This window comes from Marinomonas gallaica (assembly GCF_049821165.1).
Taxonomy (GTDB): Bacteria; Pseudomonadota; Gammaproteobacteria; order Pseudomonadales; family Marinomonadaceae; genus Marinomonas; species Marinomonas gallaica.
In genome coordinates, this window is record NZ_CP187511.1 from 761,784 (window position 1) to 787,235 (window position 25,452).

The 25,452-nt window shown below is 47.0% G+C and carries 23 protein-coding genes and 1 pseudogene; 12 read left to right on the top strand and 12 right to left on the bottom strand.

Annotation, left to right across the window (positions count from 1 at the left end; all coding sequences use genetic code 11):
* The first annotated feature begins 102 nt into the window (after positions 1 to 102).
* The 3 genes from ACPUEK_RS03535 (at position 103) to ACPUEK_RS03545 (ending at position 4,437) form a co-directional block, all read left to right on the top strand.
* Positions 103 to 1,722: an NAD(P)/FAD-dependent oxidoreductase gene (locus tag ACPUEK_RS03535; protein ID WP_425642342.1), complete on the top strand. Its 1,620-nt coding sequence runs from the start codon at positions 103 to 105 to the stop codon at positions 1,720 to 1,722.
* A gap of 3 nt (positions 1,723 to 1,725) precedes the next feature.
* The gene (locus tag ACPUEK_RS03540; protein WP_425642344.1) at positions 1,726 to 2,448 is read left to right on the top strand and encodes a TrmH family RNA methyltransferase; all 723 of its coding nucleotides are present in this window, start codon (positions 1,726 to 1,728) and stop codon (positions 2,446 to 2,448) included.
* Between the two features lie 216 nt (positions 2,449 to 2,664).
* Positions 2,665 to 4,437: a sensor domain-containing diguanylate cyclase gene (locus ACPUEK_RS03545; protein WP_425642345.1), complete on the top strand. Its 1,773-nt coding sequence runs from the start codon at positions 2,665 to 2,667 to the stop codon at positions 4,435 to 4,437.
* Positions 4,438 to 4,456: 19 nt separating this feature from the next.
* Here the strand turns inward: ACPUEK_RS03545 and ACPUEK_RS03550 are convergent, their stop codons facing one another.
* The 5 genes from ACPUEK_RS03550 to ACPUEK_RS03570 all read right to left on the bottom strand — a co-directional run bounded on the left by ACPUEK_RS03550 (position 4,457) and on the right by ACPUEK_RS03570 (position 9,442).
* Positions 4,457 to 6,103, bottom strand: coding sequence for a 2OG-Fe(II) oxygenase (locus ACPUEK_RS03550; protein ID WP_425642346.1), 1,647 nt, complete (start codon positions 6,101 to 6,103; stop codon positions 4,457 to 4,459).
* 245 nt (positions 6,104 to 6,348) lie between these two features.
* Positions 6,349 to 7,026 carry a type 1 glutamine amidotransferase domain-containing protein gene (locus tag ACPUEK_RS03555; RefSeq protein ID WP_067221153.1) on the bottom strand — a complete coding sequence of 226 codons (678 nt, stop codon included), beginning with the start codon at positions 7,024 to 7,026 and terminating at the stop codon, positions 6,349 to 6,351.
* A gap of 225 nt (positions 7,027 to 7,251) precedes the next feature.
* The gene (locus ACPUEK_RS03560; protein ID WP_067034048.1) at positions 7,252 to 7,386 is read right to left on the bottom strand and encodes an entericidin EcnAB; all 135 of its coding nucleotides are present in this window, start codon (positions 7,384 to 7,386) and stop codon (positions 7,252 to 7,254) included.
* Between the two features lie 178 nt (positions 7,387 to 7,564).
* Complete coding sequence (locus tag ACPUEK_RS03565; protein WP_425642347.1) at positions 7,565 to 8,329, bottom strand: oxidoreductase; 765 nt, start codon at positions 8,327 to 8,329, stop codon at positions 7,565 to 7,567.
* Positions 8,330 to 8,524: 195 nt separating this feature from the next.
* Positions 8,525 to 9,442 carry a LysR family transcriptional regulator gene (locus ACPUEK_RS03570; protein WP_425642349.1) on the bottom strand — a complete coding sequence of 306 codons (918 nt, stop codon included), beginning with the start codon at positions 9,440 to 9,442 and terminating at the stop codon, positions 8,525 to 8,527.
* Between the two features lie 199 nt (positions 9,443 to 9,641).
* Between ACPUEK_RS03570 and ACPUEK_RS03575 the strand changes: the two genes are divergently transcribed.
* The 3 genes from ACPUEK_RS03575 to ACPUEK_RS03585 all read left to right on the top strand — a co-directional run bounded on the left by ACPUEK_RS03575 (position 9,642) and on the right by ACPUEK_RS03585 (position 13,698).
* Positions 9,642 to 12,782 carry a DUF3427 domain-containing protein gene (locus ACPUEK_RS03575; RefSeq protein ID WP_425642350.1) on the top strand — a complete coding sequence of 1,047 codons (3,141 nt, stop codon included), beginning with the start codon at positions 9,642 to 9,644 and terminating at the stop codon, positions 12,780 to 12,782.
* A 357-nt stretch (positions 12,783 to 13,139) separates the two neighbouring features.
* Complete coding sequence (locus tag ACPUEK_RS03580; RefSeq protein WP_067221141.1) at positions 13,140 to 13,364, top strand: type II toxin-antitoxin system Phd/YefM family antitoxin; 225 nt, start codon at positions 13,140 to 13,142, stop codon at positions 13,362 to 13,364.
* A complete protein-coding gene (locus ACPUEK_RS03585; protein WP_425642352.1) occupies positions 13,357 to 13,698 on the top strand; it encodes a type II toxin-antitoxin system RelE/ParE family toxin in 342 nt (113 codons plus the stop codon). Before ACPUEK_RS03580 ends, ACPUEK_RS03585 begins: the two co-directional genes overlap by 8 nt.
* A gap of 182 nt (positions 13,699 to 13,880) precedes the next feature.
* Here the strand turns inward: ACPUEK_RS03585 and ACPUEK_RS03590 are convergent.
* Positions 13,881 to 14,099, bottom strand: a pseudogene (locus tag ACPUEK_RS03590) (AAA family ATPase); the annotation flags it as partial.
* Between the two features lie 159 nt (positions 14,100 to 14,258).
* On the opposite strand from ACPUEK_RS03590, the gene ACPUEK_RS03595 reads away from it, so the two are divergent.
* The 4 genes from ACPUEK_RS03595 (at position 14,259) to ACPUEK_RS03610 (ending at position 17,822) form a co-directional block, all read left to right on the top strand.
* On the top strand, positions 14,259 to 14,582 hold the full coding sequence (locus tag ACPUEK_RS03595; RefSeq protein WP_425642353.1) for a helix-turn-helix domain-containing protein: 324 nt from the start codon (positions 14,259 to 14,261) through the stop codon (positions 14,580 to 14,582).
* On the top strand, positions 14,572 to 15,921 hold the full coding sequence (locus tag ACPUEK_RS03600; RefSeq protein WP_425642355.1) for a type II toxin-antitoxin system HipA family toxin: 1,350 nt from the start codon (positions 14,572 to 14,574) through the stop codon (positions 15,919 to 15,921). Before ACPUEK_RS03595 ends, ACPUEK_RS03600 begins: the two co-directional genes overlap by 11 nt.
* Positions 15,922 to 16,269: 348 nt before the next feature.
* Positions 16,270 to 16,575, top strand: a complete 306-nt coding sequence (locus tag ACPUEK_RS03605) for a helix-turn-helix domain-containing protein (protein WP_425642357.1) — start codon at positions 16,270 to 16,272, stop codon at positions 16,573 to 16,575.
* A complete protein-coding gene (locus tag ACPUEK_RS03610) occupies positions 16,572 to 17,822 on the top strand; it encodes a type II toxin-antitoxin system HipA family toxin (protein ID WP_425642358.1) in 1,251 nt (416 codons plus the stop codon). Before ACPUEK_RS03605 ends, ACPUEK_RS03610 begins: the two co-directional genes overlap by 4 nt.
* Positions 17,823 to 17,856: 34 nt before the next feature.
* On the opposite strand, the gene ACPUEK_RS03615 is transcribed toward ACPUEK_RS03610, so the two are convergent.
* On the bottom strand, positions 17,857 to 18,723 hold the full coding sequence (locus ACPUEK_RS03615) for a YicC/YloC family endoribonuclease (RefSeq protein WP_425642359.1): 867 nt from the start codon (positions 18,721 to 18,723) through the stop codon (positions 17,857 to 17,859).
* Positions 18,724 to 18,855: 132 nt separating this feature from the next.
* Here ACPUEK_RS03615 and rph point away from each other — a divergent pair, with 132 nt between their 5' ends.
* Both rph and ACPUEK_RS03625 read left to right on the top strand, forming a co-directional pair.
* Entirely contained in the window at positions 18,856 to 19,581 is a 726-nt protein-coding gene (gene rph, locus ACPUEK_RS03620; RefSeq protein WP_067222254.1) for a ribonuclease PH, read from the top strand.
* Positions 19,582 to 19,739: 158 nt separating this feature from the next.
* Entirely contained in the window at positions 19,740 to 20,255 is a 516-nt protein-coding gene (locus tag ACPUEK_RS03625) for a hypothetical protein (RefSeq protein ID WP_425642360.1), read from the top strand.
* Positions 20,256 to 20,297: 42 nt separating this feature from the next.
* Here ACPUEK_RS03625 and ACPUEK_RS03630 read toward each other — a convergent pair whose 3' ends face one another.
* The 5 genes from ACPUEK_RS03630 to ACPUEK_RS03650 form a co-directional block, all read right to left on the bottom strand.
* The gene (locus ACPUEK_RS03630; protein WP_067101292.1) at positions 20,298 to 20,489 is read right to left on the bottom strand and encodes a YgaP family membrane protein; all 192 of its coding nucleotides are present in this window, start codon (positions 20,487 to 20,489) and stop codon (positions 20,298 to 20,300) included.
* Between the two features lie 158 nt (positions 20,490 to 20,647).
* Positions 20,648 to 22,264, bottom strand: a complete 1,617-nt coding sequence (gene ushA / locus ACPUEK_RS03635) for a bifunctional UDP-sugar hydrolase/5'-nucleotidase UshA (RefSeq protein WP_425642361.1) — start codon at positions 22,262 to 22,264, stop codon at positions 20,648 to 20,650.
* Between the two features lie 283 nt (positions 22,265 to 22,547).
* A complete protein-coding gene (locus ACPUEK_RS03640) occupies positions 22,548 to 22,940 on the bottom strand; it encodes a hypothetical protein (RefSeq protein WP_425642362.1) in 393 nt (130 codons plus the stop codon).
* 9 nt (positions 22,941 to 22,949) lie between these two features.
* Positions 22,950 to 24,113, bottom strand: coding sequence for a LysM peptidoglycan-binding domain-containing protein (locus tag ACPUEK_RS03645; RefSeq protein WP_425642363.1), 1,164 nt, complete (start codon positions 24,111 to 24,113; stop codon positions 22,950 to 22,952).
* 180 nt (positions 24,114 to 24,293) lie between these two features.
* The gene (locus tag ACPUEK_RS03650; RefSeq protein WP_425642364.1) at positions 24,294 to 25,403 is read right to left on the bottom strand and encodes an ABC transporter ATP-binding protein; all 1,110 of its coding nucleotides are present in this window, start codon (positions 25,401 to 25,403) and stop codon (positions 24,294 to 24,296) included.
* Between the last annotated feature and the right edge of the window lie 49 nt (positions 25,404 to 25,452).

The window sequence follows — 25,452 nt, forward strand, 5'->3', positions numbered from 1 at the left end:
ACTTGGATCGACTGACTTGTGCGTTCGTCCAGCGTATAATAACGACCTTATATTATCTTTTCTGCACTACCTTTTGCCGGAGACACCGGCCGGGACTTCTCCATGATTCGTTTATCTGAACTTTCCTTACCGCTAGACCACCCTGAAACGGCTTTGCGTGAGGCGATTATTGAGCGCCTGCAGCTGGTCGACGAAACCTTGCTGGACTTCTTTGTTTTCAAACGCAGTTACGACGCGCGTAAGAAAAACACGGAGATTACCTTTGTGTACATCATTCACCTAAACACCAGCAATGATGAAGCGGTTTTGGCACGTTTTGAAGACGATGTGCATGTGAAGGCTGCACCGGATATCGAATACCACCCTGTTGCGACCGCACCAGCCAGCTTAACCGAACGCCCGATTGTCGTAGGCTTTGGTCCCTGTGGTTTGTTTGCCGCTCTGACGCTAGCGCAAATGGGATTTAAACCGATTGTCTTAGAACGTGGGCGTAACGTGCGACAACGAACCAAAGACACGTGGGCTTTGTGGCGTAATCATAAGCTCGATACTGAGTCCAACGTGCAATATGGCGAAGGCGGTGCGGGTTTGTTTTCCGATGGCAAACTGTACAGCCAAGTGAAAGATCCTAAGTTTTACGGTCGTAAGGTGATGAGTGAGTTCGTTCGTGCCGGTGCACCGGAAGAGATTATGTTCGTTAACAAACCACACATTGGTACGTTCCGTTTAACCGGCGTTGTCGCCAAAATGCGTGAAGAAATCATCGAACTGGGCGGCGAGATTCGCTTTGAAGCCAAAGTAACGGATTTATTGCTAGACCAGCAAAAAGTCACGGGTGTGGCCTTGTCGGATGGCAGTGAAATACATAGCCAACACATCGTCTTAGCGTTGGGCCACAGTGCTCGTGACACGTTCCGTATGCTGCATAAAAAAGAGGTTTTTATTGAACCGAAACCGTTCGCGGTGGGGTTTCGTATTGAGCACCCGCAGTCATTGATCGACAAAGCGCGTTTGGGTAAATACGCCGGCCATCCAGAGTTGGGTGCCGCGGACTATAAATTGATCCACCATGCTAAAAACGGTCGTGCCGTCTACAGTTTTTGTATGTGCCCAGGCGGCACAGTCGTGGCGGCAACGTCCGAAGAAGGTCGCGTGGTGACCAATGGTATGAGTCAGTATTCACGTAACGAGCGCAATGCCAACTCCGGTATCGTGGTGGGCATTAACCCTGAGCAAGATTACCCAGAGGGCATCTTGGCGGGTATCGAGCTGCAAGAGCGTTTAGAAGAAGTGGCTTATAAGCTGGGTGGTTCAGATTACAAAGCCCCTGCACAGCTGGTTGGCGACTTTATCAAAGGTAAGGCCTCAACTGAGCTGGGCGAAGTAGAACCGTCTTACAAACCCGGTGTGCAATTATGCGACCTAGCCGATGCACTGCCTGATTTTATCATCGAAGCCGTTCGCGAAGCATTGCCAGCCTTTGCTAAGAAAATTCGCGGTTTTGATCGTCACGATGCGATCTTAACGGGTATAGAAACACGTACGTCATCGCCGATTCGTATTACCCGTGACAACAAGAGCTTGCAAAGCCTAAACACGCAAGGCTTGTACCCGGCAGGAGAAGGCGCGGGTTACGCGGGTGGCATCTTATCGGCAGGCATTGATGGCATCAAAGTGGCGGAAGCCGTGGCGCTGGACATGTTGCAACAACAGGGCGCCTAATCAATGAAAATTGACCAGATCAAGAAACTGCAGCAGAAAAAATACCGTCAGGAGCTGGGCCACTGCCTAGTGGAAGGCGAGCATTTAGTGTTGGAGTTAGAAAAAGCGGCACAGAATAATCCTAAGCTAGCACCAGCAACGCTCTATGTCACATCGGAGTATGCCGATTGGTCGACGCAATTTGAAAAGATTGAAGTCAGTACCAAACAGATGGCGGGGATGTCCGATACCAAGAGCCCGCAGGGGATCTTGGCCGTGGTGCCGCTGGAGGCGATATCGCCCGCGTGCGACGATCAATTAACCGCCATTTATCTGCATGAAATCCAAGATCCCGGTAACTTAGGCACGATTTTACGCACGCTGGCGTGGTTTGGCGGTTTTCGCTTATTGCTAAGTTCTGGCAGTGTCGACCCGTTCAACCCCAAAGTGGTTCGCTCCAGCATGGGCGCTTTGTTCCATGTGCCGATGGAATTGGATGTCGACATCACGACCTTGCCGCAGCGTTTTAATGCGATTGGCTGCTTGGATATGCAAGGTGCGCCGCTAAGTTCACCGGAATTTAAAGTCTGTGACTGTTACATCTTCGGTAACGAAGCCCGCGGCGTGCCGCGCGAACATCTTGAAGGCTTAAACGCTCAAGCGTTTACGATTTCTGGTGTTGGCTTGATCGAGTCATTAAACCTCGCGACGGCTGTGAACTTGAGCGTTTACGAACGTCAGCGTTAGCCACGCTCCAACTTATGATGCCTCAAAAAGGGAGAAAGAATGCGACGCTTTCTCCCTTTTTCATGTTGTGTTAACAGGGCCCCGCCATTATTCGTGTCTATACTTCACGTTATATTAGCCAATACCTCATGTTCTTTGGCGTTTGGTCGATACTTTAGTTAATAACGAGTGGCAGGGACTGCCTAGTATTTAAACATGAGACAAGGTTGGGGTCGCATGAAACATATTTCATTATGGGGATTGATTGTTGTCCCTTTTGCTCTATTAGCAACGCTTGGCGGCGTCACAGTGTATCTATTTTCTACCGCCACTATTTCTAATGTTTCAGATAATGTGGGTCTGCATTATATTAAAGAGACCGAGTCTCGGGTGTATGATCGCGTCACGGATTTTATGGCACCGTTGAGCATCCTTGCCGAATTGAACCGAGATGCGATTGCCCACCATCCAGAATGGTTAGCGGATCTCGATACGATAGGAGGGCGATTCTACGAGCAAGCGGTGCCTTATCCTTACATGACCTTTATTTCACTGGCGACCGCGGACGGTCGTTATATCAATTCAACCCGTGACCCGTTTGGCAGCCGCGGTGATCACCACCTCGCTAACAATTACACTGGCGAGCCTCGCAGTTTAGAGGCGTTTGAGTACGATCCGATCCAATATATTGGACCTCGTATAGCGAGTGAACCCAGCTATCCAAACTACGACCCTAGAACACGGCCTTTCTATCAAGACGCGGTTAAGCAGCAAGGCATGACATGGAGTTCGATCAGCCCTTATTTTGGCTATCACTCATTAGGTGTTGGCTTATCCACACCGATTTATGATGAGCAAGGCACATTATTAGGCGTGACGGCGACGAGTGTGGCGTTGGTGGCATTGGATAAATATTTACAGTCGATCGAACTGGTGGATGATTCGTATGTTTTTTTAGCAGAAAGAAATGGCGATTTAATTGCCACCTCAAGTGACGAGGCGCTGTTCAGTGAGACCAATGGCTCAACTGAGCGCATGTCTCTGAGTTCTCACTCTAATAGCGTTCTGAAGCGCGCAGGAGAGGCGTTAATAGAAGGGGATCAAAAGCTTGACGTCAACGGTGAGCGCTTCTTGTATCATCTGCATCCGATTGAGTTACCTTATGGAGAAGTATGGTATCTAGGTGTCTTAATTCCTGAGTCATATTATCGAAACATGCTGACTGAGTATTCGAGCGCACTGTTTTTTATTGTATTAGTGATCTTTATCAGTATCGCGTTAGCGGGCTCTTTAATCGCACGTTTTATCGGTAAGCCCATTCTGCGACTAAACGAAGCGGTAAACGCCAACTCTTTAGAGCGTATACGAGCCATCCCGCAGCCTCTGAGTTACGTCCATGAAATCAACTCCCTTGGGCGAGGGTTGCAAGGCATGGCGAATAAGCTGTCAGATGTCATGCAAAACTTAGAGCAGAAAGTCGCGCAGCGAACCTCGCATTTAAAAAATGAAAATGAAGCGCTGCTTGCACAAAGTACGACCGATGAACTGACCGGATTATACAATCGCCGCGGGTTTAACTTACTGTTTGAGCAAGCATTTGAACTCGCTAAACAACAGAATAAGTCCATATGTACCGTGCTCTGCGACATTGATCATTTTAAACGGGTCAACGATACCTTAGGGCATGTGGAAGGGGATAAAGCACTGATTGCCGTGGCCGCGGTACTCAAACAGCATTTTCGTCCTCACGACATCGTCGCGCGCTACGGCGGAGAAGAGTTTATGCTTATCATGGTCGACATGGGCAAAGATGACGCTGTGTCACGATTACATAAAGTGCGTCAAACATTGATAAAACAGCCTACCCACAAAGACTTTCCAATCACTCTAAGCTTCGGTGTGACCTGCACGGATGGTTCTACCCACGTGACACTTGAAGAGCTGGTGAACGATGTGGATGCTAAACTGTACCAAGCTAAAAACACGGGACGCGATAAGATCGTTGATTAAATACTCATTTAGAGGCTTATCATTCACGGATGTCTTCTAGGACAACCGATGAATCCCCCAGCATGGTTCTCAGCGCCGCAGTAAAAAATGGGATATTTACTTGATTGATAATTTCATGTGTGTGAATGAAATTGGGTACCGTATTAATTTCTAATAGCCGCGTAGAGCCGTCGTTACGCAGCAAAACATCAATCCCCAGCAGGGTATAGCTTGAGTCATCGGCCGCTAAACGTGTATCTTCCAGCACGGGGCTAAGGTGTTTGACCAAGGCTTTGATGGTTGGATAACAGCGAGCATAGTCAGGATAATGAATAAGCTGAATCATCTTAACGTGCCCATTGGCGTTCTGATAGCCCGTATGATCGATTTGGACACGGTAGTCCGTGCTGTCAGGGTCGTAGGCAACGCCATGCACCACCAAGAAACCGTTCTGATAAAGATAGATCTTGTGGCGCCACACTAAACAATACACACGAACGGTAAACTTTTTCCCTTCAAATAAAGCAAGGTCCGTTACACCCGCTTGAATAATATGGTTCGTCTTTAAATCGGTATTGGCCAAGTCACTGTTTGCTACGCACTGCATACCTTTGCCACCGGTACCATACGCATTTTTGATAAACCAGATTGGGGTCGGCTCACCTTTATGATCGACCGCATCGTGTACCGTAAAGTAGGTTTTAGGCGCCAGAGATTCGAGATTGTGGTCAATCAGCGCTTGAGCCAGTGCGGCTTTATTCGCTAGGGGATTGGTGATGCGTCGGTTGATCAATTTCAATACACGCGTAGCGTCGCTTAAGTCGGTTAAATCTGGATGAGAATCGCCGTATGTGTCCCAATAAGTAAAACAAATTGGCTGAGCTTTCTTTATTAACACGGGGTCTAATTGATTAATAGCGTGTTGAAAAATATGCGTAGCGCGATTGGTCTTATTCGCCATTAACGATGTGCTACCGCTCGGTAACGCACGCGCAGTTTGAGTCGATGACTTGGCAGTGGCTTGTTTTATGTTTGGGTACAGCTGGAAGTCTTGCTTTTCTGTCATGGGCCTCGCGTGAAACCAGATATTAAAAGCCCACTTTTCACCTTCTACGACGGGTTCTCCAGCGTGTAAGCTGTCTTTATGAGCGAAGAGGTAGTCGTCTCCAACATTATTAAACAGCGCCATTCGACCTTGTTTTGCTTTGACCTCAGTATCCAACTTGGCAAAGCGTGTCCCTCCGCCTTGCGTGACGTCGTTAAGATACACTAATGCAGTCACTAAGCGCTGCCCACCATAGCGACAGCAGCGCTGCCCTCGTTCAGAGGTCAGGTCGTAAGCATCGTAATGGCTACGGTACTCTTGCTCTGGACCGTAATGAATGACCTGCATGGCTTCTGCGTTTTCCAACGGGATGCCAACCCTGTCTGCAATACGTTGTCCTATGCGTCGTACGGTTTCGTCCTCGGTATAACGTAACCAACAATTACTGCCACTGCGACCGTCAATGATGTCACTGTCTTTATCCAACGAGACCTTCGCCCGCTGCATTTTTCCAGAGGCTAGGGTAATCAAATAATCGCATTCGTCTGGCGTCAAGACATCGTCCTTAAAGCCTACGAACGGAACCGCATTTAGCACTGTCGTATCAGCGTATTCTGTTTTTACAGGGGCAAAATCTATCATGACGTTTGTTGATCTGTCCTTTGTGCATTGTATAGAAAGCGGGGCTGTTGAATCAGCTGTTAACCGATGCGTAATCGATAGACTTTCTAATAGTCACATATTCAAAGGATAAGTAAACGGACAACGTCAAAATAAGCGCCTTTAGGCGTGCGCTAGGTCGTGATTATATTAGATGAAACAATGCTAAGGTGTTGCAGAGTTAGAGGTGAGCGCCCTCTCAATCGACTCAAGAGGGCGCTATGAGATTAACTTAAACGTTTGATCAGTGCTTCTGCTACGGCTTCGGAGCTAGCTGGGTTTTGGCCAGTGATCAGTTGGCCATCTTCGACAATAAACGTTTCCCAATCGGAGCTCTTTTGATAATTGGCGCCGAGTTGTTTGAGTTCATCCTCTAAAAGGAATGGCACGATGTCGGTCAGGCCGACACCTTCTTCCTCTGAGTTAGTAAACCCTGTGACCTTACGACCCTTAACTAATGGCTCGCCATTTTCAGCACTCACATGACGAAGTACGCCCGGGGCGTGGCAAACAAAACTAATGTTCTTGCCCGCGCGGTAAAATGCTTCGATCAAATTAATCGAGTCTTGAGAGTGGGCAAGATCCCATAGCGGGCCATGACCACCTGGGTAAAATACAGCATCGTAATCTTCAGCTTTAACTGTCTCAAGCATCACTGTACTGCCTAAAGCTTTTTGTGCTTCAGAGTCGTTCTTATAACGTTTTGTTGCCTCTGTCTGGGCGTCATCAGAATCACTTTTTGGGTCAAGCGGCGGAAGCCCACCAGCAGGGGATGCCAATGTAACGTCTGCCCCAGCATCAAGGAAGGTGTAGTAAGGTGATGCAAACTCTTCTAACCAAAAACCGGTCTTCTCACCAGTATCGCCAAGTTGGTTATGAGACGTTAAAACCATCAAAATTTTCATTGTGTTCTTACCTCTTCGTATTCTTTGATTTTTTACAGCTTGGTTGTTTCGATCAATCGTCGCAACAGGCAACAGTACAAAACATGAGAATTAACGCATTTACTGCAACTTAGTAGAAACACGACATAACTATGTAACGTAATGATTCACTCTAGTTCAGAAACAACAAACCCGCTTTTAATGGGAATAAAAACGGGTTTGCTTCAACTTGTCGTGTTGAGTGACTTACTCAGTCGCCTCATGAACCGTTTCTTTCGACTCATTATAAATTTCAGATGAGTCGTCCTTCACACCTTCCCAAGTATTTGAGCAGCCACCTAAGAAAAGCGCTGCAACCATCGCTAATAATGGAAGTTTCATAGTTATCACTCCTTTATGTTTTAGGTGAATTAACCCTAGCAGAAGTTTTATCGAAGAAAACACGATGTGAATTTTTTGCTGCGTTAAACCACACTGGGGAGAAAGAGAATAAGCAAAGAGGCCGTTAAGTAGGCTCGATGATCGCCCTCTTGTGCTGCGCGAAGAGGGCGTGATGTTGCTACCATTCAAACAGCAAGTCAGTACGAATGATGTACTTAGTGCCTTTGGTGATGGCGTTAGAGCTGTGGATGTAACTCAGTGGGTGGCGACCATGAGGAAACAGCAAGACGCCGCCTACAGGCGTTCGGATATCCACTTCAGTGGTGGGATCGCCGCGTCTTACTGGCGCTTCAGGGTTGTCTTGATTCACTAAGAAACGTGTTTCGCCACCTTCGAAATCGTCGTTCAGCAAGATTAAGAAGGTCATTCTGCTGTATCGGTCGTCGTAGGCATTGGTGATCAGCTCGTCACCGACGACTTTTGAGCCAGGCCAATCGCCATCCACGTGAAACTTGAAAAAGTCGTCTTCTTGGTAGCGGTAAAAACGAAAACGCGTATTGATGCCAACCGGCTTTTTGCCTTCAAACAGGTCTAGATTTTGGTTCACGGCCTCGGCGATACGAGACCACAAGAGACGCTCTGTGCCGTCGTCCACGACGATGGTGATGTTATCGTTGTGGCGCACGTCTCTCGGCAAAGAGACGGCAGCATCTTTCAAATAGCCCAAGGATTCAGACAGCTTGATGAATTGCTGTACCTCTGCTTCATCCAAGACATTTAACAATTGATACGCGCCTGGAACACCCGAGTGATCAATGCGAGACACATTTGGTGTGCCTTGCTTTAACGAAAAAGCATTGTCGACTCGGCTGGCCCATGTTGGGATTGCTGGGTTTTGTGCGCCGGGCTCACGCGCGACGACGAAAAAATTATCAGTGTTCATATCGTCTCCTATCGGCTCATCACTTGAATGTGTGGTATGTGACGATGCCCTGCTAAGCCACCGTGATTCGCGGCGGCGGTGTCTAACCTTATCCGCTAGGGTAATGAAAAAGAGAGACGCTTTGAAACAACTTGTCGCGGTATGGGATACAAGCCATTTCCCATAGACCGCAGACCAATAAAAGCGTTTAGACCCTTAGCGGGTCTGTTCTAAGGCCTGAGGCTCGACAAACATCGCATGCATAAGCGCCAGCATCCACTTTAAGATAGGGCTGTTAGACGAGCGTTGGTGCCAAGCGGCAATCACATCAAAGCAGGGGGGTAATTCATCCAGTTCCACCTTGGCTAAGTGATCGTTGGGCAACAATCGAGACGGTAAAAAGCACGCCAAATGGGACGCGCCAATGATGCTCGGGGCCGCCGAAAAGCTCGGTATGGACATGACAACATTGCGACGTAGGCCTTTTTCGGCAAACCAATGATCGTGTGAGCCTTTCAAATTGGCGCGTGACGGCGAAATGATCAACTGCGGATGAGGCGCCAGCGCCTCAATGGACAACTGTTGTCCTGCCAAGGGCGAGTGTTTTGAGACCACACAGACATGTTGCTCATGAAATAAAAACATCGAAGGACACGTCTCAGGGATAAAGTGCGGAAAGGAAATGGCCAAATCCACCTCGCCCGTAAGCATGAGCTTATTGAGCGCGTCAGACTCGAAATCTCGGACAATGATTTTTAAATGGGGCGCTGCCTTGTTGACCGCATCCAATAGCGCTGGCAAAACCGTCATCAGCGCATAATCAGAGGCGGTAATGTGAAACACCCCTTCGAGTGTCGATGGCTCAAAAGCACGGTCCGGAAACAATGCCTCGATGTCTTGAACCACCTGATTTACCTGAGTCTCTAACGATTCTGCGAGCGGGGTCGGCACCACGCCATTACTGGTTCGAATGAACAGTTGATCGTCAAACGTCCCCCTCAATTTACGCAACTGCTCACTGACCGCCTGCTGCGTCAGCCCCATCACATTCGCCACTCGAGACACATTGCGCTCTTGCAACAACAACTGCAGCACCCGTAATTGCTTGATATCGAGCCTATTAATACCACTCATAATTGTAATCCATACAACTAAACATTCGTTTTCATTGTAACGTATAGAGGTACGATTGACGCACTCCGCTATTGGTCGACCTCGAATTTTTAGTAAAGTAGCGGGGTGAGAAAATGACGGCAGACACAATTTATTTTGCGCTGTTGGGTGTACACCGTTAGCCCAGACGATTTAACTTGATGAGGTAGTACAGGGATTTATGCAGCAATCAGGAATCTACGAGCAACTGATTACCCAGTTGGTGGAGAGGCGTTTGGACCGCGAGCGTTTTTATGTCGGTGAGCGTGAGCTTTCAGCAGCCGAAGCATCGGTTTGGCTATCCCGCTTTTTAGGTAATATTTTGGAGTATGCCATCGGATCTGTGCCGACTAGCAACGACCAACTGCAGCAGCAAATCACTTTATCCAACGAACTGCTGTTATGGCTGAAAGAGCGTTTGCAGGATGATGACCTGATTGAAGAGAACTTGCTCGATAGCCAAGGCAAAATTCTCACGGCTTTATACGAGCTAGAAAACCCGGTCGCGGCCAATCTTAAGCAATACGTAGAAGATATCTTTCCGCTAACAGGCCTGACGCAAAGTGAGCTGTTTTGCGGCAGCAACGCAGGGTTGTCGTTAGAGTCTGAGCTAAAACGTGAGATTCTTTCGGCAGATAAAATCTATTGGCTGGTGTCTTTCATCAAATGGGCTGGGATTCGCACCTTTCGTAAGGAGTTGGAGGCGTTCACTGCCAGCGGTCGAGAACTTAAGATCATCACTACATCTTACATGGGCGCGACCGATGCCAAAGCCGTGGAGTATTTGGCAAAGTTACCGAATACCGAAGTAAAGCTCAGCTACAACACCGAGCGTGAACGTCTTCATGCTAAAAGCTATTTGTTTCTTCGCAATTCGGGCTTCCACACAGGTTACATCGGCTCTTCTAATTTATCGCACTCGGCATTGACCAATGGCCTTGAGTGGAACTTAAAGATCACCTCGCAAGAAATCCCGCATATCATCGATAAGTCGCTCAGTACCTTTGAAACCTACTGGGTATCCAATGAGTTTGAGCCGTTTAGTGGCGATGCCAGCAGTACTGAAAAACTTAATAAAGCCTTGCGACAGCAGCGTGTTGGCGATGAACATAATACCGCACACTTTTTTGATATTACGCCGTTCCCGCATCAAAGTGAGATTTTGGAACGGCTGGCCGTAGAGCGAGATATTCATCAGCGCTTTCGCAACCTAGTGGTCGCGGCCACTGGCACAGGTAAAACTTTGATTTCGGCGTTTGATTTTGCGCGTTTTGTGAAGCAGAAGCCGAACGCGACTTTCTTGTTTGTGGCGCACCGAGAGGAAATTCTAAAGCAAGCCCGAGCGGCCTACCGTGGCGTATTACGAGATGGTTCCTTTGGCGAGCTTTGGGTGGGTGGTCATACGCCAGCCCACTATCGTCAGTTGTTTGTATCGATTCAAACACTGAATAATCAACTAGAACACCTTAACCTGACGCCAGACTTTTACGATTACATTGTGATTGACGAAGTCCATCACATCGCGGCAAGCAGCTATCGTGCTGTATTGGCCTATTTCCAGCCGAGTTTATTGCTGGGCTTAACGGCGACGCCTGAACGCCATGATGGTGGCGATATTTTGGCAGACTTTGGTGGTGTGGTTGCGGCAGAAATTCGCTTACCGGAAGCCATTAATCGCCGTCACTTATCGCCATTTCAATATTTTGGTATCGATGACGATACCGACCTTCGGAATATCGATTGGAGCCGTGGGCGCTACGATATTGCACAACTGACTAACCTTTATACCCATAACCAAGCGCGTTTTGACAAGATACTGCTTAGTTTGCAGGAGATCGTTACCGATATTAGCCAAATGAAGGCGTTAGCGTTTTGTGTCAGCCGCGAACATGCACAGTACATGGCGAGCCAATTTCTGCTCAAAGGTATTAAAGCTGACGTACTGACCAGTGATAACAGCGCTGAGCGTCAGCAGAAACAGCAGGCGATCCGTAGCGGACAAATCAATGTGCTTTGTGTCGTGGATATCTTTAATGAAGGTGTCGACATTCCTGAAGTCGATACTTTGTTGTTCTTGCGTCCTACCGAAAGTCTCACCATCTTTTTACAACAGCTAGGGCGTGGCTTGCGTCTAGCCGAGGGTAAAGAGTGTTGTACGGTATTGGACTTTGTTGGTAACTCACGACCTGAGTACGATTTTGCTAATAAATTCAGGGCGTTAGTCGGTAGAAGTCCAAAAGCGATCAGTGATGAAATCAAACAAGGCTTTCCGCATGCGCCGTTAGGTTGTCGAATCGAGCTGACAAAGCGCACCCAAGAAATGGTGCTCAGCCATATTCGCCAAGCGACACTTATAAAAAGTCGTCTGGCGGCTATGATCCGCCAATTTCCCCAGCATTCGACACAACCTCTGACACTAGCGAACTTTATCGCGCAACATCCACATATCGACTTAAACGAACTTTACAAACGCGGCAGCTGGGCTGAATTGGTAGCGAAATCCAAAGATGAAGTCAAAGAAGGCTCGCAGATCGATGAAGCCTTTAAAATAGTGCGCAAAGCGATACATAACCGCATTCTGACCTGTGACGATCATGGTTATTTAAACTTCCTTGAACGACTTTGTCAGACTGACTTTAGTGGTGCCAACGTGGACGATCGACGTACGGTAATGTGCCATTATGACTTCTGGCAAAAGCCGGGTCCTGATGTAGGCTTTGCGTCTTTAGCACAGAGCATCAAACAGCTTAGTCACCTAGGTGTAGCTGAAGAACTTGCTGATGTGATTCGCTGGCAACTTGCTCGTATCAAACATGAATTGGTGGATATGAACGATCTGTCAGAGGTGACGCTTAAGGTGCATGCTCGCTACGCCCGCGAGCAGATATTAGCAGCATTTGGTGCGACCACGTTTGAGCGTCAACCGCCGGCACGAGAAGGTGTGTTTGTTATTAAAGACGATAATATTGAGTTGCTGTTTGTCACGCTCGATAAAAATGAAAAGCAATTTTCACCGACCACTATGTATCATGACTACGCCATCAACGAGTCACTGTTTCACTGGCAATCACAGAACAGCGCTCGACCGGATCGTGGGCGAGGCCGCGATTACATCCGCCACCGCGAAATAGGGAAGCGTTTATTTCTCTTTGTACGAGAGCAAAGCAAAGATGAATACAGCCGCACGATGGGCTTTGTGAACTACGGGGAAGTGGAATACGTGTCTCACACCGGTTCACAACCGATGAGCATTACATGGCAACTGAAAACACCCATGCCGCACTTTATGTGGCAACAGGCCGCGAAACTGGCGGTGGGGTAGGTTATGTTAGATCACTACAGTGGTTAGCAACTAAGTTGTCCAAGAGGGATGCCCATCATTGAAGAACCCCGTTCTTTCTTGCTCCTCAGATATGAAAAAATCGGCCGAAGCCGATTTTTTCGCCTTAACAGCAAGCGTAACTGAATCGCTGCGTACAAGGCTGAGTTGTAAGACTTATAATAGTGATCATTTTGGTAATGTTAAGTTCGACATAAACTATCTGTTAATCATAAGCTATAGTTCTAAGCTATATTAAGGCGAGTCCATTCGAGATTCCCAGTGATAGAGAAAACGTGAGGTAGGCTAAAGTAAATTATCGGTCTATAATTAGTCCATATTTAGACTAATGGGATTTTTATGAATATTCAAACCGTGTCCTACCTGAAAGCAAATGCCAATAACCTCTCTTTAGATGATCCTTTGCACGTCACTCAAAACGGAAAAGAAGTGTATGTTGTACAAGACTCGCAGGCTTACTATGAGCAGCAAGAAACCATTGCTTTGCTTAAGCTGATTAACCTTTCTGAGCGCAGTTTGAATCAAAAGGGTGAGCTGTCTTTGGATGAGGCCTTTGATGTCTGAGTCTTTTCAAGTTGTTGCTACCCCAGTATTTAAAGAGACACTCAAAAAGCTATCAGCATTTTTAACACGCAAACATGGAGCCGTTGCAGCTGGTGACGCAAGGAACTTAATTAAGCAACAGGTTCTGGAACTGAGTCATCATCCCTTTTCCTCCCCGATTAGTGAGCGGTTAGCTGCTTTGGGTTTTATGGACTATCGCCAAATGCTGGTCGCTCAGCATAACTTAGTGTTCTATCGGGTCGATGAAGAGGCGAACAAGGTTGTACTTATTGCTGTGATGGACAGTCGACAAAGCATTGAACAGCTGCTTTATGAAACCATGCTGGTGCTTTAGAGGATGAAAGAGCCCAAGAATCTGAAAGCGAAGGACTGGGAGAGAAGTAAAATATGGCACCTAAAATTCCCATTAATCCTGTCGGTTTAGAGCCAGAATTAGAGCGCTAGTAAGTAAAACGGGTCAGAGTTCAATTAAGCTTAGAGTCACTTTGTTTAGAACACAGGGTTCGCAACGCTCTTTTACCACCTCTGCGATAAATACTGGGTGAAATACAATGGCATCACGATGTTGGTTTGTTCTAACGCTGATAAGCCTTGGGTGCCAGTGAGTTTGAATGTTGTGTTTGGTGCGCATTTATCAATGTAAGACGCAAGTGACTTTGCGCGGGTACGTTTGCCACTTTTGACTTCTACTGGGACGATATCGCTTTCATCGGTTGCCAAAATAAATTCGATTTCGGTAATCCCTTTAGCACTTTTATGCGCATAAAAATGTAAGTTTTGTTTTTCTGTCAGAGGTAAGAAATAGCAGTTTTGAAAGGCTTTATCGAGTGAAATTCCAATACTTTATTTATAAATAGATACAGTAATATCCATTTTTTGTTTTATTTGTCTATAATGGATATTACTGTATCCAATTGGTCTTTGCAGATGAATTTTACCTTACTTGATGATACCGATGTCAGCCAAGCCTATGCGGCTTATTTGCGAGGGTTACGCCAACAAGCAAAGCTATCACGAGCAGCGTTGGCTGAACGAAGCTGTGTACCTGCGGCCACCATTAAGAAATTTGAGCTGACCGGGCAAATTTCATTTCGCCAATTGCTGTTGCTTTGGCAGACTCTCGACTCGTTGGATAGGCTTTATCAGCTCACGCAACCTAGCAAAGAACGCGCTGCTATACCCACGAGTATTGATGAGGTGCTAAAAGATGAGTTTTAAACCCATTCAAAAACTCATGGTAACTCGTACGTTAAGCTCAGGTGAGCAGGTTGCTGTAGGGGTCTTGGCGCAGAATCGGCAAGGCGTTTTTTTTCAGTATGCAGACGGCTATTTGCAGGAGTTTGGCAATTTATCACCTTTTACCTTGCAAGCGAACGCGCAAGTTCAAGCCGCACCTAAAGCACCTCATCAAGGTGTACATGGCGTATTTGGGGATTGTTTACCTGATGGCTGGGGCATGCTGTTACAAGATCGTATTTTCCGGCAAAAGGACATCCTGCCTAATCAATTAACCGCGATGGATAGGTTAGCTTTTGTTGGTGATAAAGGCATGGGAGGGTTGTCTTTTTCTCCGGTGTCTGAGTTTTCAGCTACGACGCATGCGGATATTGATTTAGCCACCTTGGGCTTAGAAGCACAAATGCTGTTCGATGCTTCAATGTTAGATTATATAGACGATAACCACGATGAGTTAGATGGGCATACTCAACAGGTGTTGGCCGCATTAGTCGCCGGAGGTAGTTCGGGAGGGGCAAGACCAAAGGCACAGATTTATATGCCTGACGCAGAAACTCAGCAATGCCGAACCTTTGCAAAGCCTGGCGATGAAGCGTGGCTGATTAAATTTACCTCGAAGAATCTAGCGCTCGGCCATGAAGAAGGTTTGTGTGAGGCCGTTTATTTACAAATGGCTGAACAAGCTAAGTGTCAACCGCCGCAATGGCAACTCATTGAAGCACCATCTTTAAGCGGTGCATCTGCCTGGTTAGCGCTCAAGCGTTTTGATTATGTCACTGAACAGGCCGACTCAGGCCGTCAACTCAGTGCTGGTCGATTGCATATGCACAGCGCTTGCGGGCTGCTTGATGCAGACTTTCGAACGCCAAGCTTAGATTATATTGACTTGATCAAAGCCAGCCGCCAGTTGTGTAAATCTCCCGCTGCTGGACGACTGCAATTTCGCCGCGCCATGTTTAACCTGCTGTCGTCTAACCAAGACGACCACAGTAAAAACTGGGCGTTTTTGCAAGCGGATGACGGCCAATGGAATCCTGCACCTTTTTACGATGTTACCTACAGTCCACATCCATTCAACGAACACGCCACTGCGTTCGGAGGTTATGGCAAAGCGCCACCACTTAAGGTGATGCAAAAACTTGCTACCAGTGCTGGCTATGGGAGTTGGCATGAGGCAAAGCAAGTCATTGAAGAAGTCGCAGAAGCCATCAGCCAATTTACTCACCTTGCACAGCAACAAGGGGTCAGTAAAACGACAGCATCGGCAATTGCTAAGACATTGGATCAACGCAAACAGGAAAATGCCGCGCTGTTTAAATGAAAGTAAAACAGACGTTTCAATTCACAATAAATACATAGCAAGGTCATCGTCTAGATGGGTATTTAGACGCTAAAGTGCGCCAAGCACTCAGGGGTCTTTCAAGCCGTGCCGAGATTGGCGCTATGTCCTTTCAGGTGTATTTTGGTGGCTTGTGACAGTCAGACTCTCGTGTCATTGCCTTAGATAACGCGTAAGCCAAGCCTAAAAGTAGGATATTAATCCGATAATACCAAGTAAAGCGGGAATATAGTCCCATGGGTTGTGCATTAGAGTTGTTTGAATTTCGGGGTTAGACTATATTCCCATTAATGCTTGAATAATGGGAATTCAGTCCCTTTGGGTGGTGATATGGCTAAGCGTGATTTACACAATGTTCTGTTTCCAAAGCAGCGAAAAATCCTGACGCATTATGGTGAAGATTTGTTATTAGCGATGAAGCGTCGTGGCTACACAAAGAAGTTACTTTGCGAACGCACAGGCTTTGATCATAAAACCGTGAACAAAGTCTTCGCAGGTGATCCGGGCGTCGCCATAGGTACTTACTTAAAGATTATGGCCGTACTTGGTATGGAGAGTAATTTTGCAGAAATGGCCGCGCATGATGAAGTGGGTATCAAGCTGCAAAATATAAAATTGTTGGAAGGTTCAAGATGAGCCGCGAAATCGTTGAAGTCTATGGCGACTGGCAACCAATTGAAGCGCCACTGCTAATAGGGCAGCTTGCTTACAGTGACACCAGTCGAGGTGGTGTGTTTAGTTTTGCCTACGATAAAGCGTTTCTAGCCTCAGCCTATCGCTTGCAAATTGATCCTATGTTAACGCTTCATTCAGGTGAGCTTTACAATGATGAAGCAGATAAAAACTTCCGTGCATTCTTAGACTCTTCGCCGGATCGCTGGGGACGTATCTTGATGCAGCGTCGCGCTGTTATTGAAGCGAATAAGGGCATTCGACCTACAAGTCGACTGACAGAGCTGGATTATCTGCTCGGAGTGCATGACTCCTATCGTATGGGCGGGATCCGTTTTAAGCGACCAGACTCAGATGTTTTTTTGGATGACAACGCTGAGTTTGCCGCACCGCCTATGGCATCGCTACGCGAACTAGAATACGCCGCCATACAAATCGAAAAAGACGATAATATCGACAGTGATGAGTACTATCGTTGGTTAAAGATGCTTATCTCTCCTGGCTCGTCACTCGGCGGTGCAAGGCCCAAAGCCTGCGTGACGGATGAACAGGGGCATTTATGGATCGCCAAATTTCCTAATTTAAGTGATGATCATGATGTGGGCGCATGGGAAATGCTCTGTCATCAGTTAGCGCTTGGGGCTGGGGTCGATATGTACCCATGTATGCTGCAAAAATACTCATCAGAGCACCATACCTTTTTAACCAAACGCTTTGATCGCGATGGTGCTCAGCGTATTCACTTCTCTTCAGCCATGACGCAACTTGGTTACTATGATGGCAAGCATGCGGACGGTGCGAGCTACCTTGAAATCGCAGAGTTTCTAACCAACCAAGGGGCGCAAACAAAACAAGACTTAGCGCAACTGTGGCGTCGTATTGTCTTCAATATCGCTGTGTCCAATACCGATGATCACCTTCGAAATCACGGCTTCTTACTCACAAAAAATGGCTGGAAACTGTCACCAGCGTATGACCTAAATCCTATTACAGGCAAAACGGGCCTACATCTTAATATCTCAGATGTTTCTAACGCACTGGATTACGACCTAGCGTTTGAAGTCGCTGAACTCTTTCGTTTATCAGACGCAGAAGCTACTAGCATCTACGATGAAGTGTTGGGCGCAGTGGAAGGCTGGCAGGATGTAGCCAGTCAGTTAGGTATTAGCCGTAGGGAGCAATTGATAAAGCAAAGTGCGTTTAATGTGTAGGGGAATAGCACCGCTATTCCCTTCCAGACCGAAATTACTCAATATTCTGAATCTGTTCCCTCATTTGTTCAATCAGAACTTTCAATTCCACGGCGCTTTGCGTCGTTTCTACCACAATCGATTTAGACGATAGGGTATTAGCTTCGCGGTTGAGTTCTTGCATTAAGAAGTCTAGACGGCGGCCGATGGGGCCTTTTTCTTTGAGCTGACGGCGGACTTCTTTGGTGTGTGTGGCTAGGCGATCCACTTCTTCGGCGACGTCGGCTTTCTGTGCCAGCATGACGATTTCCGCTTCGACACGCATTGGGTCGAGTTCCACTTTGGCGGCTTCCAGTTTGTCCAGTAAGTTCTGTTTCTGCGCGGCGATGATGGTCGGTAGTTTGTCTTTGACGTCAGCGACGATGGCGTCAATAGCGTCTAAGCGTTCAATAATGATGGCGTCGAGCTGTTCGCCTTCGCGTTTGCGTACTTGGATCATTTCGTCGACGGCTTTGTTGAATAGAGCGATGACGGCCTTTTTCATGTCGTCGGCATCGACACTGTCATCGCTTAAAATGCCTGGCCATTGCAGAATCTGCAAAGGTGATGGTGTTTTAATGCCATCGAACCAAGTACCTAGCTCGCTTACGGCATTGGCAAGGGCTTGAGCGTTTTCAGCATTGATCTTTAGACCTGTCGCGGCGGTATCTACGGCATGTAGGCGTAGTTGGCATTCCACTTTACCGCGGTTCAGTTTTTTACGTAGCACGTCGCGAAAGCTGAATTCCAATTCACGAAATTGTTCCGGAAGACGAAAGTGTGGCTCAAGATAGCGTTGGTTTACCGAGCGTATTTCCCAGCTAATGGTGCCCCAATCGTATACGGCTTCTTGGCGCGAAAAGGCGGTCATGCTTGCAGTCATATCAATCCCTAGCAGCTAAATAAAAGTGGTTTGTAGTGTAACCCATGTGTGACTTTCACGTCAGGATAGGCAGGCATTTTGTTCAAGGTTCGTTATAATCACCCTTTTGAAACGAATGACAGAGAGACAACTATGCGTCCAAGTGGTAGAGCAGCCGATCAATTACGTCCTATGAAGTTTACGCGTAACTTTACCAAGCATGCGGAAGGCTCCGTGTTAGTTGAATGCGGCGATACCAAAGTGATTTGTACTGCGACGGTCGTAAAAGGCGTGCCACGTTTTCTCAAGGGCAAAGGCCAAGGCTGGATAACGGCCGAATACGGCATGTTGCCACGCTCCACGCACAATCGTGTCGATCGTGAAGCGGCACGTGGTAAGCAAAGTGGCCGCACGGTTGAGATTCAGCGTTTGATTGGTCGCTCGTTGCGTGCCGCGCTTGATCTTAAAAAATTAGGTGAGCACACCATTACCATCGACTGTGATGTGATTCAAGCGGATGGCGGCACACGTACGGCGTCCATTTCGGGCGGTTTTGTTGCATTGGCTGATGCCGTTAAGACTTTAGTCGACGCGAAGAAGGTCAAGGAAAACCCCATCGTGTCGCAGATTGGCGCGATCTCTGTGGGGGTGTATCAAGGTACGCCTGTGTTGGATTTGGATTACCCAGAAGACTCAAGCGCCGAAACCGATATGAATGTGATCATGAACGATAAGGGCGGCTTTATCGAGATTCAGGGCACGGCAGAAGGCGAAGCCTTTAGTGATGAGCACATGGTGGGCATGCTGGCTGTGGCTCGCAAAGGCATTACTGAAATCCTAGAAATGCAGCGTCAGGTATTGGCTGACGCCGCTGAGTAAACAGTGATGTGATTTGTAAGGGGGAGCCAATTGGCTCCCCTTTTTCATGTCGGACGTTTATTAGATGACGGAATTTGTTACTGCAATCGACGGCTTCTGGTTGTTATTTGAACAAATGGCTGTGTCATGATGCGAGTTGTTTAAAAGGAGAATGCGATATGAATAACAATAAAATCGTCGCGCTACTATTGGCAACGGGCTTATCGAGTGCGGTTTATGCTGAATCTGTGGTGTCTGGAACATGGCAATTAGAAAACCCAGCTTCTGCTCAAGGAGTGATTGACGACGCGATCGATGGCGTTGTGAAAGAGATGAATTTCTTTGTCCGCAGCATTGCCCGTTCACGCTTGGAAGACGAAGCGACAGTATGTCAGCAGTGGACATTAACTGAAAGCGCTGAGACGTTTGCTTTTCAATGTGCGCAGCAGCCGTCGTGGCAAGTGGCCGTGAGTGCCAGCCCTACGAACCTTAAAGGGGAAGATGGTCGCGATATTATCGCGCAATACAAAGCGACGGATACTAGCCGTCAAGCCACGCTGATCTCGGAACGAGGGGAGCGCCGTTATCGATGGGAGCGACAAGACGAACGCTTAATCTACCGTGCGACGATCGTGTCAGAGAAACTGCCTAAACCGTTACAGTGGACATTGGTGTACGAGAAAGTAGCCCCCTAAAAAAGCGAGCACGTAGCTCGCTTTGTCTTGGTGATCAGACGGTTACTTTTTTAACTTACAGGTGTTGATACCGAGTAAGGTATACAGTGCACAGAAGTTAAATACGCCGGTTGCTAGGGGAATCACACCAATGTAGCCCCACGCCCCGATGACACCTGTGAGCGCTAAAGCGATCAACAGAACCCCTACAACAATGCGTAAGATTTTATCTAGTCCGCCTACATTTGCTTTCATGATGATTCTCTCTTAAATGTCTCAATGAATAACATCAGTATAGAAAGTCATTTAATATTAGTAAAATCTAAAGTTAATGGAGTTGGACTTAGATCAAGAAACGCCCAAGATGCTGTGTACCTTGGACGTTATTTTTTGCATCGCTTGCTATGCAGCGATTAACGGATGACGGCACCTGTTGGTGCGTAATCGGTGATCATGATAGGCGAGTAATCTTTGATGTAGCCCATGAGTACATCCGCGTCCACATAGCCTGAGTTCACGTAGTTCGCATGATCTGTGACTTTTGGATAGCCATCACCACCTGTTGCCGTATAACTGTTCATGGCAATACGGTAGCTTTCGCCTTGTTCAAGTGGCTTGCCAGCGACTTTAATATCCGTTGCCTTACCGTCAACCAGTACCAGAGAGACGCCTTGGAATTGAGCAAACGCGCCAGAACCGGCTTCTTTTCTGGCCACGGCCGATAGGTAGTCGGTCAGCTCATCAGCGTTTAAATCTACGTACGATAATGCGTTGCCAAAAGGCTGCACTTGCAGAACCGATTTGTACGTAATGGTGCCCGCAGGAATGCTGTCACGAATACCGCCAGCGTTCATGACGGCAACATCGGCGTTTACTTTCTTCATCATGGCAGCGGCAATTAAATTGCCGAGGTTGGTTTCTTCTGAGCGAACGGTATTGCGATCCCCCATCAGCTTGCCATCGGTAAAGCCGATCTCTACGTTTAGCTTGTCTTGACCAATGTCTTGGTACGGTTGCAGCATCGCCAGCATGGTTGGATCTTGTTCGATCTCTTTGTCGATAAAGACGCGTTCACTGGTGCCGTCGTCTTTCTTCACTTTTTTCTTCAGGTTGACTGGGATTAACTCGTAGTCCGAGTACTTAATTTCGCCGTCGACGATGGTCATATCCAAACGACCTACGTATTTGCCCCATTCATGCGCCTGTAGAATCAGCGTGCCACTCTGTTCATCTGGCTCAAACAATGGGTTTTGTGAATGGCCGCCAACGATGACATCAATACCCGGTACGGTTCGGGCTAGAGTGACGTCGCCAGGTGCATTTCCACCGTGGTTGCCATTGTCGTAATGGCCCATGTGGGTGACAGCAACAATGAGATCGGCTTTGTCTTCCAATGCTGGAATGAGATCTTGTGCGACTTCGATAGGCGATTTGATGGTTAAGCCACCAAGGTATTCTGGATTACCAATTTTGATGGTGTCATCGGTGGTAAAGCCGACGACCGCCACGCGTAGGTCATCGACGGTGAAAATTTTGTAGGCATCAAACAGCGGTTTGCCGGTTTTATTGTCTATGATGTTGGCAGACAAGAACGGAAACCCCGCCCAATCATGTTGTTTTCTTAACACCTCAACAGGGTTGTCGAACTCATGGTTGCCCAGCGCCATCGCATCGTACTGCAGCATGTTCATGCCTTTGAAATCAGGCTCGGCATCTTGTAGGTCCGATTCAGGTACACCGGTATTGATGTCACCGCCAGACAACAGCAAGGTGTTGCCATCGTTGAGCATGACTTCTTCACGAATGTTATCGATCAGCGTCTTGCGAGCGGCCATACCGTACTCGCCATTGCTGTTTTCCCAGAAGCGGCCATGATGGTCATTGGTATGCAGTATGGTTAAGTGATATTCCTGACCGGCTTGCCACATCGGGGCTGTTGATGCAGGCTCGTTGTTCATCGTTGAACAGCCCGCTAGGGCAATAACAACGCCCGAAAGCGCAAATTGCGCGGCATAGCGTTTTGCGTTCATTTTGTTGTCCTTTCTTGTAATACCAGAGTTCATTCAGCGAAGCTAAGCTTCAAGGTTCCATGGTGAGACTAGCGCTCACTTATAAAATAATGTAACCCAACAAGATGACAACTGCGAGACGAAAGTGGATCTAATGGACAGGTTTTGAGGGGCATTTCAAAATGCAGTTTAAGGGACAGCAGCAAGACATATGTGGATATGCCGAGCCCTTCAACGTTTATGGGTAATTCAGAGCATCTACTTTCAAAAAGATAAAGTCTGAGAACCATTATTGTTCATATAATTATTTGATTATGTTAACACTAGGTAAAAAAATAAGGCCTCCGAATATAATAACCATCGATGGTATTACTATTGCAATCCATAAAAAAATTAGTGCTTTATACCAAGTGGGGATATTTTTTCTTATGCCTTCCAGCTTTCTCTTTTTCCCCAATGATGGAAATACAGTTATCCAAGATAAGATGGAGGTTCGTAATAAAGACGTTGGGAAGCTAGTCATTATTTCTATTTCACTATCTTTGAAGTGAGGTTGTTTTAGATATTTTTCCAAGACCTTTTTTGGAGTTAAAAAAGTTAATAAAAGCCAAAGAGTAGGTACGGTAAGAAAAGCAAAGATTATGCAAAAAAATAATATAGTTGCAAGGCTATCAAACGTTGATTGTGTTAGACTCATTTCTTTCCTTTAAAGTGCTTTTAAGTTATCAAAACTTCTACTAGGGCTATATATGCCCAAGTCGCAAATTGCTTGTGCTCTTGTTAATGATACGATATCCACTGGGTCACCAAACATGTTGTATGTTGATCTAGCTTGCTTTCCTGCTCCAAGCCCAGCCAAAGCAGAAACTGCCCCAATAGCTAATATGCCTACCCAGCCAATAGGAGTAGATGCTAAAATTATACCTGCGCCTATTCCTGCTAGCGTTCCACCAATTGCTCCACTAAGAGTCTCTACAAAAATTTCATTTTTCTCATGTATATTATCAGCCTGACACATATCATGCGCCCCTTTAACAACCCCGAAGCCCGTCAAAATTAAGCCACCTTTTGATGCTAGTTTAGCAAGCTCATTTAGACGGCCAGCATATTTTAATATATTGGCATTTGCAGGTAAGGCTTTTGTTCGGTTAATGCGTATTGCTTGTTGGGTGGTTTGGCCATTGAACACAGCCCTTTCGAAAACAGGGCCTACTCTTTGAGAGTAGTTTTTTAACACTTGCCTTCTTTTATAATCGTACTGGGATTTAGTTAGTTTTTTGTTCTGATATTGAATGTAAAGTGAATCTACTTCCTTGATTAAACTGCTGTTTTGCTCTCCCGCGAGTTCTCCTAGTACATTGGCTGTTGCTGCTGCGCCAGTCGATAAAATGTCATAGTTTGACTGTAGCCAAGCTAATGTCCAAAACATGTCTCGTTCTTGAGGGTCGCTTGGAATGCTGCTAAGAAATTGCTGGGTTGCTGAATCGTTCGGTCGAAATGCCATCACTGAGTTGTTATTCATTGCTTTGTTTCTGAGCACTTCAAAATCTTGCTGAGCCGCATCTTCTTCTAGACACATGGATACTCCATAGCGCGGTGTCATAGGAAGTAAGCTGATAACTTGTCGAGGCTGGATCGAGTTAGGGTTGGTGATGTGTTTATTATTGAATAGAACTTGCAAAAGCGCATAGTCGTATTCTGTCGTGCCGTAGCGAATATCGTAGTAGCTGGTAATAATCTGACTGAGTGTATCACCCGGTTTTACGTAATAGAAAACAGGCTCATAAGAGTTTTGATAAGCGGTCTTCTGGTAAAAGCGGCGTTCGAATTCTGCAGAATAGTCATTGCTGTTATTGACGAGTGATTGCATCAGTCAGATATCCTTATCTTGATAAACTTTATAATGCTCGAAACTCTAAGTGATCATTCCTTCAACAGAAAGCCTGTTTACGTAAAATTTTCGATGCCTATACAGTTATCCCACTTTCCAGCGCGCCAAAAAAAGCCGGCCCTAGGGCCGGCAAACTTCCTCTTAAACAACGGTTAAAAGCTATCGATCGATACGTTCGCCAGTGTCTTTATCAAACGCGACGGCTTTGGAGGTATCAAGCATCATGGCGATGGTTTCACCGGCTTTGGTCGGGTAAACAGGATTACAGCGGCAGTTGACTTCGGCTTCTGAAATACGGGTTAACACCATGGTGTCGGCACCCATTGGCTCGGTGACTTCGACATCAATGTCCGCGGTGACGACAAATTCAGCGCCTTCTTTGTGTGGCTGCGGCTCGGTAATCATTTCAGGGCGCAGTCCCAATAGAATCTCCTTGCCTAAGTAGGGTTTCAGGCTTTCTTGATCTGGGAAGGGGACAACGGTGGGCTTGCTGGCTTGCAGTTCCAATGCGAATGCACCGTTCTGCTCAACCACTTTCGCTGGGACGAAGTTCATTGCTGGAGAACCCATAAAACCTGCTACGAACAAGTTGGTTGGGTTGTCGTAGATTTCCTGTGGTGTGCCCAGTTGCTGTACTTCACCGTCTTTCATAACGGCGATGCGGTCGGCCAGTGTCATGGCTTCGATTTGGTCGTGGGTCACGTAGACGATGGTGGTGCCCAGTTTTTGGTGTAGCTTTTTGATTTCCGTACGCATTTCAACACGCAGCTTGGCATCAAGATTCGACAATGGCTCGTCGAAAAGGTACATCTTAGGGCGGCGAGCTAAGGCGCGACCCATGGCGACACGTTGACGCTGACCACCAGACAGCTGAGCGGGCTTACGTTTCAACAAGTGACCAATTTGCAACATATCTGCAACACGCTGTACTTCGGCTTCGCGCTCGTCTTTTGGCACTTTACGCATTTCTAAACCGAATGATATGTTTTGCGCGACGGTCATATTTGGATACAGTGCGTAAGACTGGAACACCATCGCGATGTCGCGGTCTTTCGGACTTGAGTAAGTAACGTCGTTGTCGTCGATTAAGATGCGCCCTTCAGACACGTCTTCAAGACCCGCAATCGAGTTCATTAACGTGGATTTACCACAACCTGATGGACCCACTAGGATCAGAAACTCACCGGCTTCGATGGAAATATTGATGCCTTTTAGAATTTCCGTTTGGCCGTAGCGTTTTTTAACATTTTCAATGACGAGATTTGCCATGTTGTTTCTCCAAATTCTGTAACGGGCCGGCGGATGTTGTCGCCGGCGC

Bases quoted from the DNA above. Each gene is read 5' to 3' on its own strand.
- ACPUEK_RS03555 (WP_067221153.1), bottom strand. From the start codon at position 7,026: ATGAAAATTTTGATGGTTTTAACGTCTCATAACCAACTTGGCGATACT.
- rph (WP_067222254.1), top strand. From the start codon at position 18,856: ATGCGTCCAAGTGGTAGAGCAGCCGATCAATTACGTCCTATGAAGTTT.
- ACPUEK_RS03540 (WP_425642344.1), top strand. From the start codon at position 1,726: ATGAAAATTGACCAGATCAAGAAACTGCAGCAGAAAAAATACCGTCAG.
- ACPUEK_RS03570 (WP_425642349.1), bottom strand. From the start codon at position 9,442: ATGAGTGGTATTAATAGGCTCGATATCAAGCAATTACGGGTGCTGCAG.
- ushA (WP_425642361.1), bottom strand. From the start codon at position 22,264: ATGAACGCAAAACGCTATGCCGCGCAATTTGCGCTTTCGGGCGTTGTT.
- ACPUEK_RS03610 (WP_425642358.1), top strand. From the start codon at position 16,572: ATGAGCCGCGAAATCGTTGAAGTCTATGGCGACTGGCAACCAATTGAA.
- ACPUEK_RS03575 (WP_425642350.1), top strand. From the start codon at position 9,642: ATGCAGCAATCAGGAATCTACGAGCAACTGATTACCCAGTTGGTGGAG.
- ACPUEK_RS03595 (WP_425642353.1), top strand. From the start codon at position 14,259: ATGGATATTACTGTATCCAATTGGTCTTTGCAGATGAATTTTACCTTA.
- ACPUEK_RS03615 (WP_425642359.1), bottom strand. From the start codon at position 18,723: ATGACTGCAAGCATGACCGCCTTTTCGCGCCAAGAAGCCGTATACGAT.
- ACPUEK_RS03625 (WP_425642360.1), top strand. From the start codon at position 19,740: ATGAATAACAATAAAATCGTCGCGCTACTATTGGCAACGGGCTTATCG.
- ACPUEK_RS03600 (WP_425642355.1), top strand. From the start codon at position 14,572: ATGAGTTTTAAACCCATTCAAAAACTCATGGTAACTCGTACGTTAAGC.
- ACPUEK_RS03645 (WP_425642363.1), bottom strand. From the start codon at position 24,113: ATGCAATCACTCGTCAATAACAGCAATGACTATTCTGCAGAATTCGAA.
- ACPUEK_RS03550 (WP_425642346.1), bottom strand. From the start codon at position 6,103: ATGATAGATTTTGCCCCTGTAAAAACAGAATACGCTGATACGACAGTG.
- ACPUEK_RS03630 (WP_067101292.1), bottom strand. From the start codon at position 20,489: ATGAAAGCAAATGTAGGCGGACTAGATAAAATCTTACGCATTGTTGTA.
- ACPUEK_RS03605 (WP_425642357.1), top strand. From the start codon at position 16,270: ATGGCTAAGCGTGATTTACACAATGTTCTGTTTCCAAAGCAGCGAAAA.
- ACPUEK_RS03585 (WP_425642352.1), top strand. From the start codon at position 13,357: ATGTCTGAGTCTTTTCAAGTTGTTGCTACCCCAGTATTTAAAGAGACA.
- ACPUEK_RS03565 (WP_425642347.1), bottom strand. From the start codon at position 8,329: ATGAACACTGATAATTTTTTCGTCGTCGCGCGTGAGCCCGGCGCACAA.
- ACPUEK_RS03580 (WP_067221141.1), top strand. From the start codon at position 13,140: ATGAATATTCAAACCGTGTCCTACCTGAAAGCAAATGCCAATAACCTC.
- ACPUEK_RS03545 (WP_425642345.1), top strand. From the start codon at position 2,665: ATGAAACATATTTCATTATGGGGATTGATTGTTGTCCCTTTTGCTCTA.
- ACPUEK_RS03640 (WP_425642362.1), bottom strand. From the start codon at position 22,940: ATGAGTCTAACACAATCAACGTTTGATAGCCTTGCAACTATATTATTT.
- ACPUEK_RS03535 (WP_425642342.1), top strand. From the start codon at position 103: ATGATTCGTTTATCTGAACTTTCCTTACCGCTAGACCACCCTGAAACG.
- ACPUEK_RS03560 (WP_067034048.1), bottom strand. From the start codon at position 7,386: ATGAAACTTCCATTATTAGCGATGGTTGCAGCGCTTTTCTTAGGTGGC.
- ACPUEK_RS03650 (WP_425642364.1), bottom strand. From the start codon at position 25,403: ATGGCAAATCTCGTCATTGAAAATGTTAAAAAACGCTACGGCCAAACG.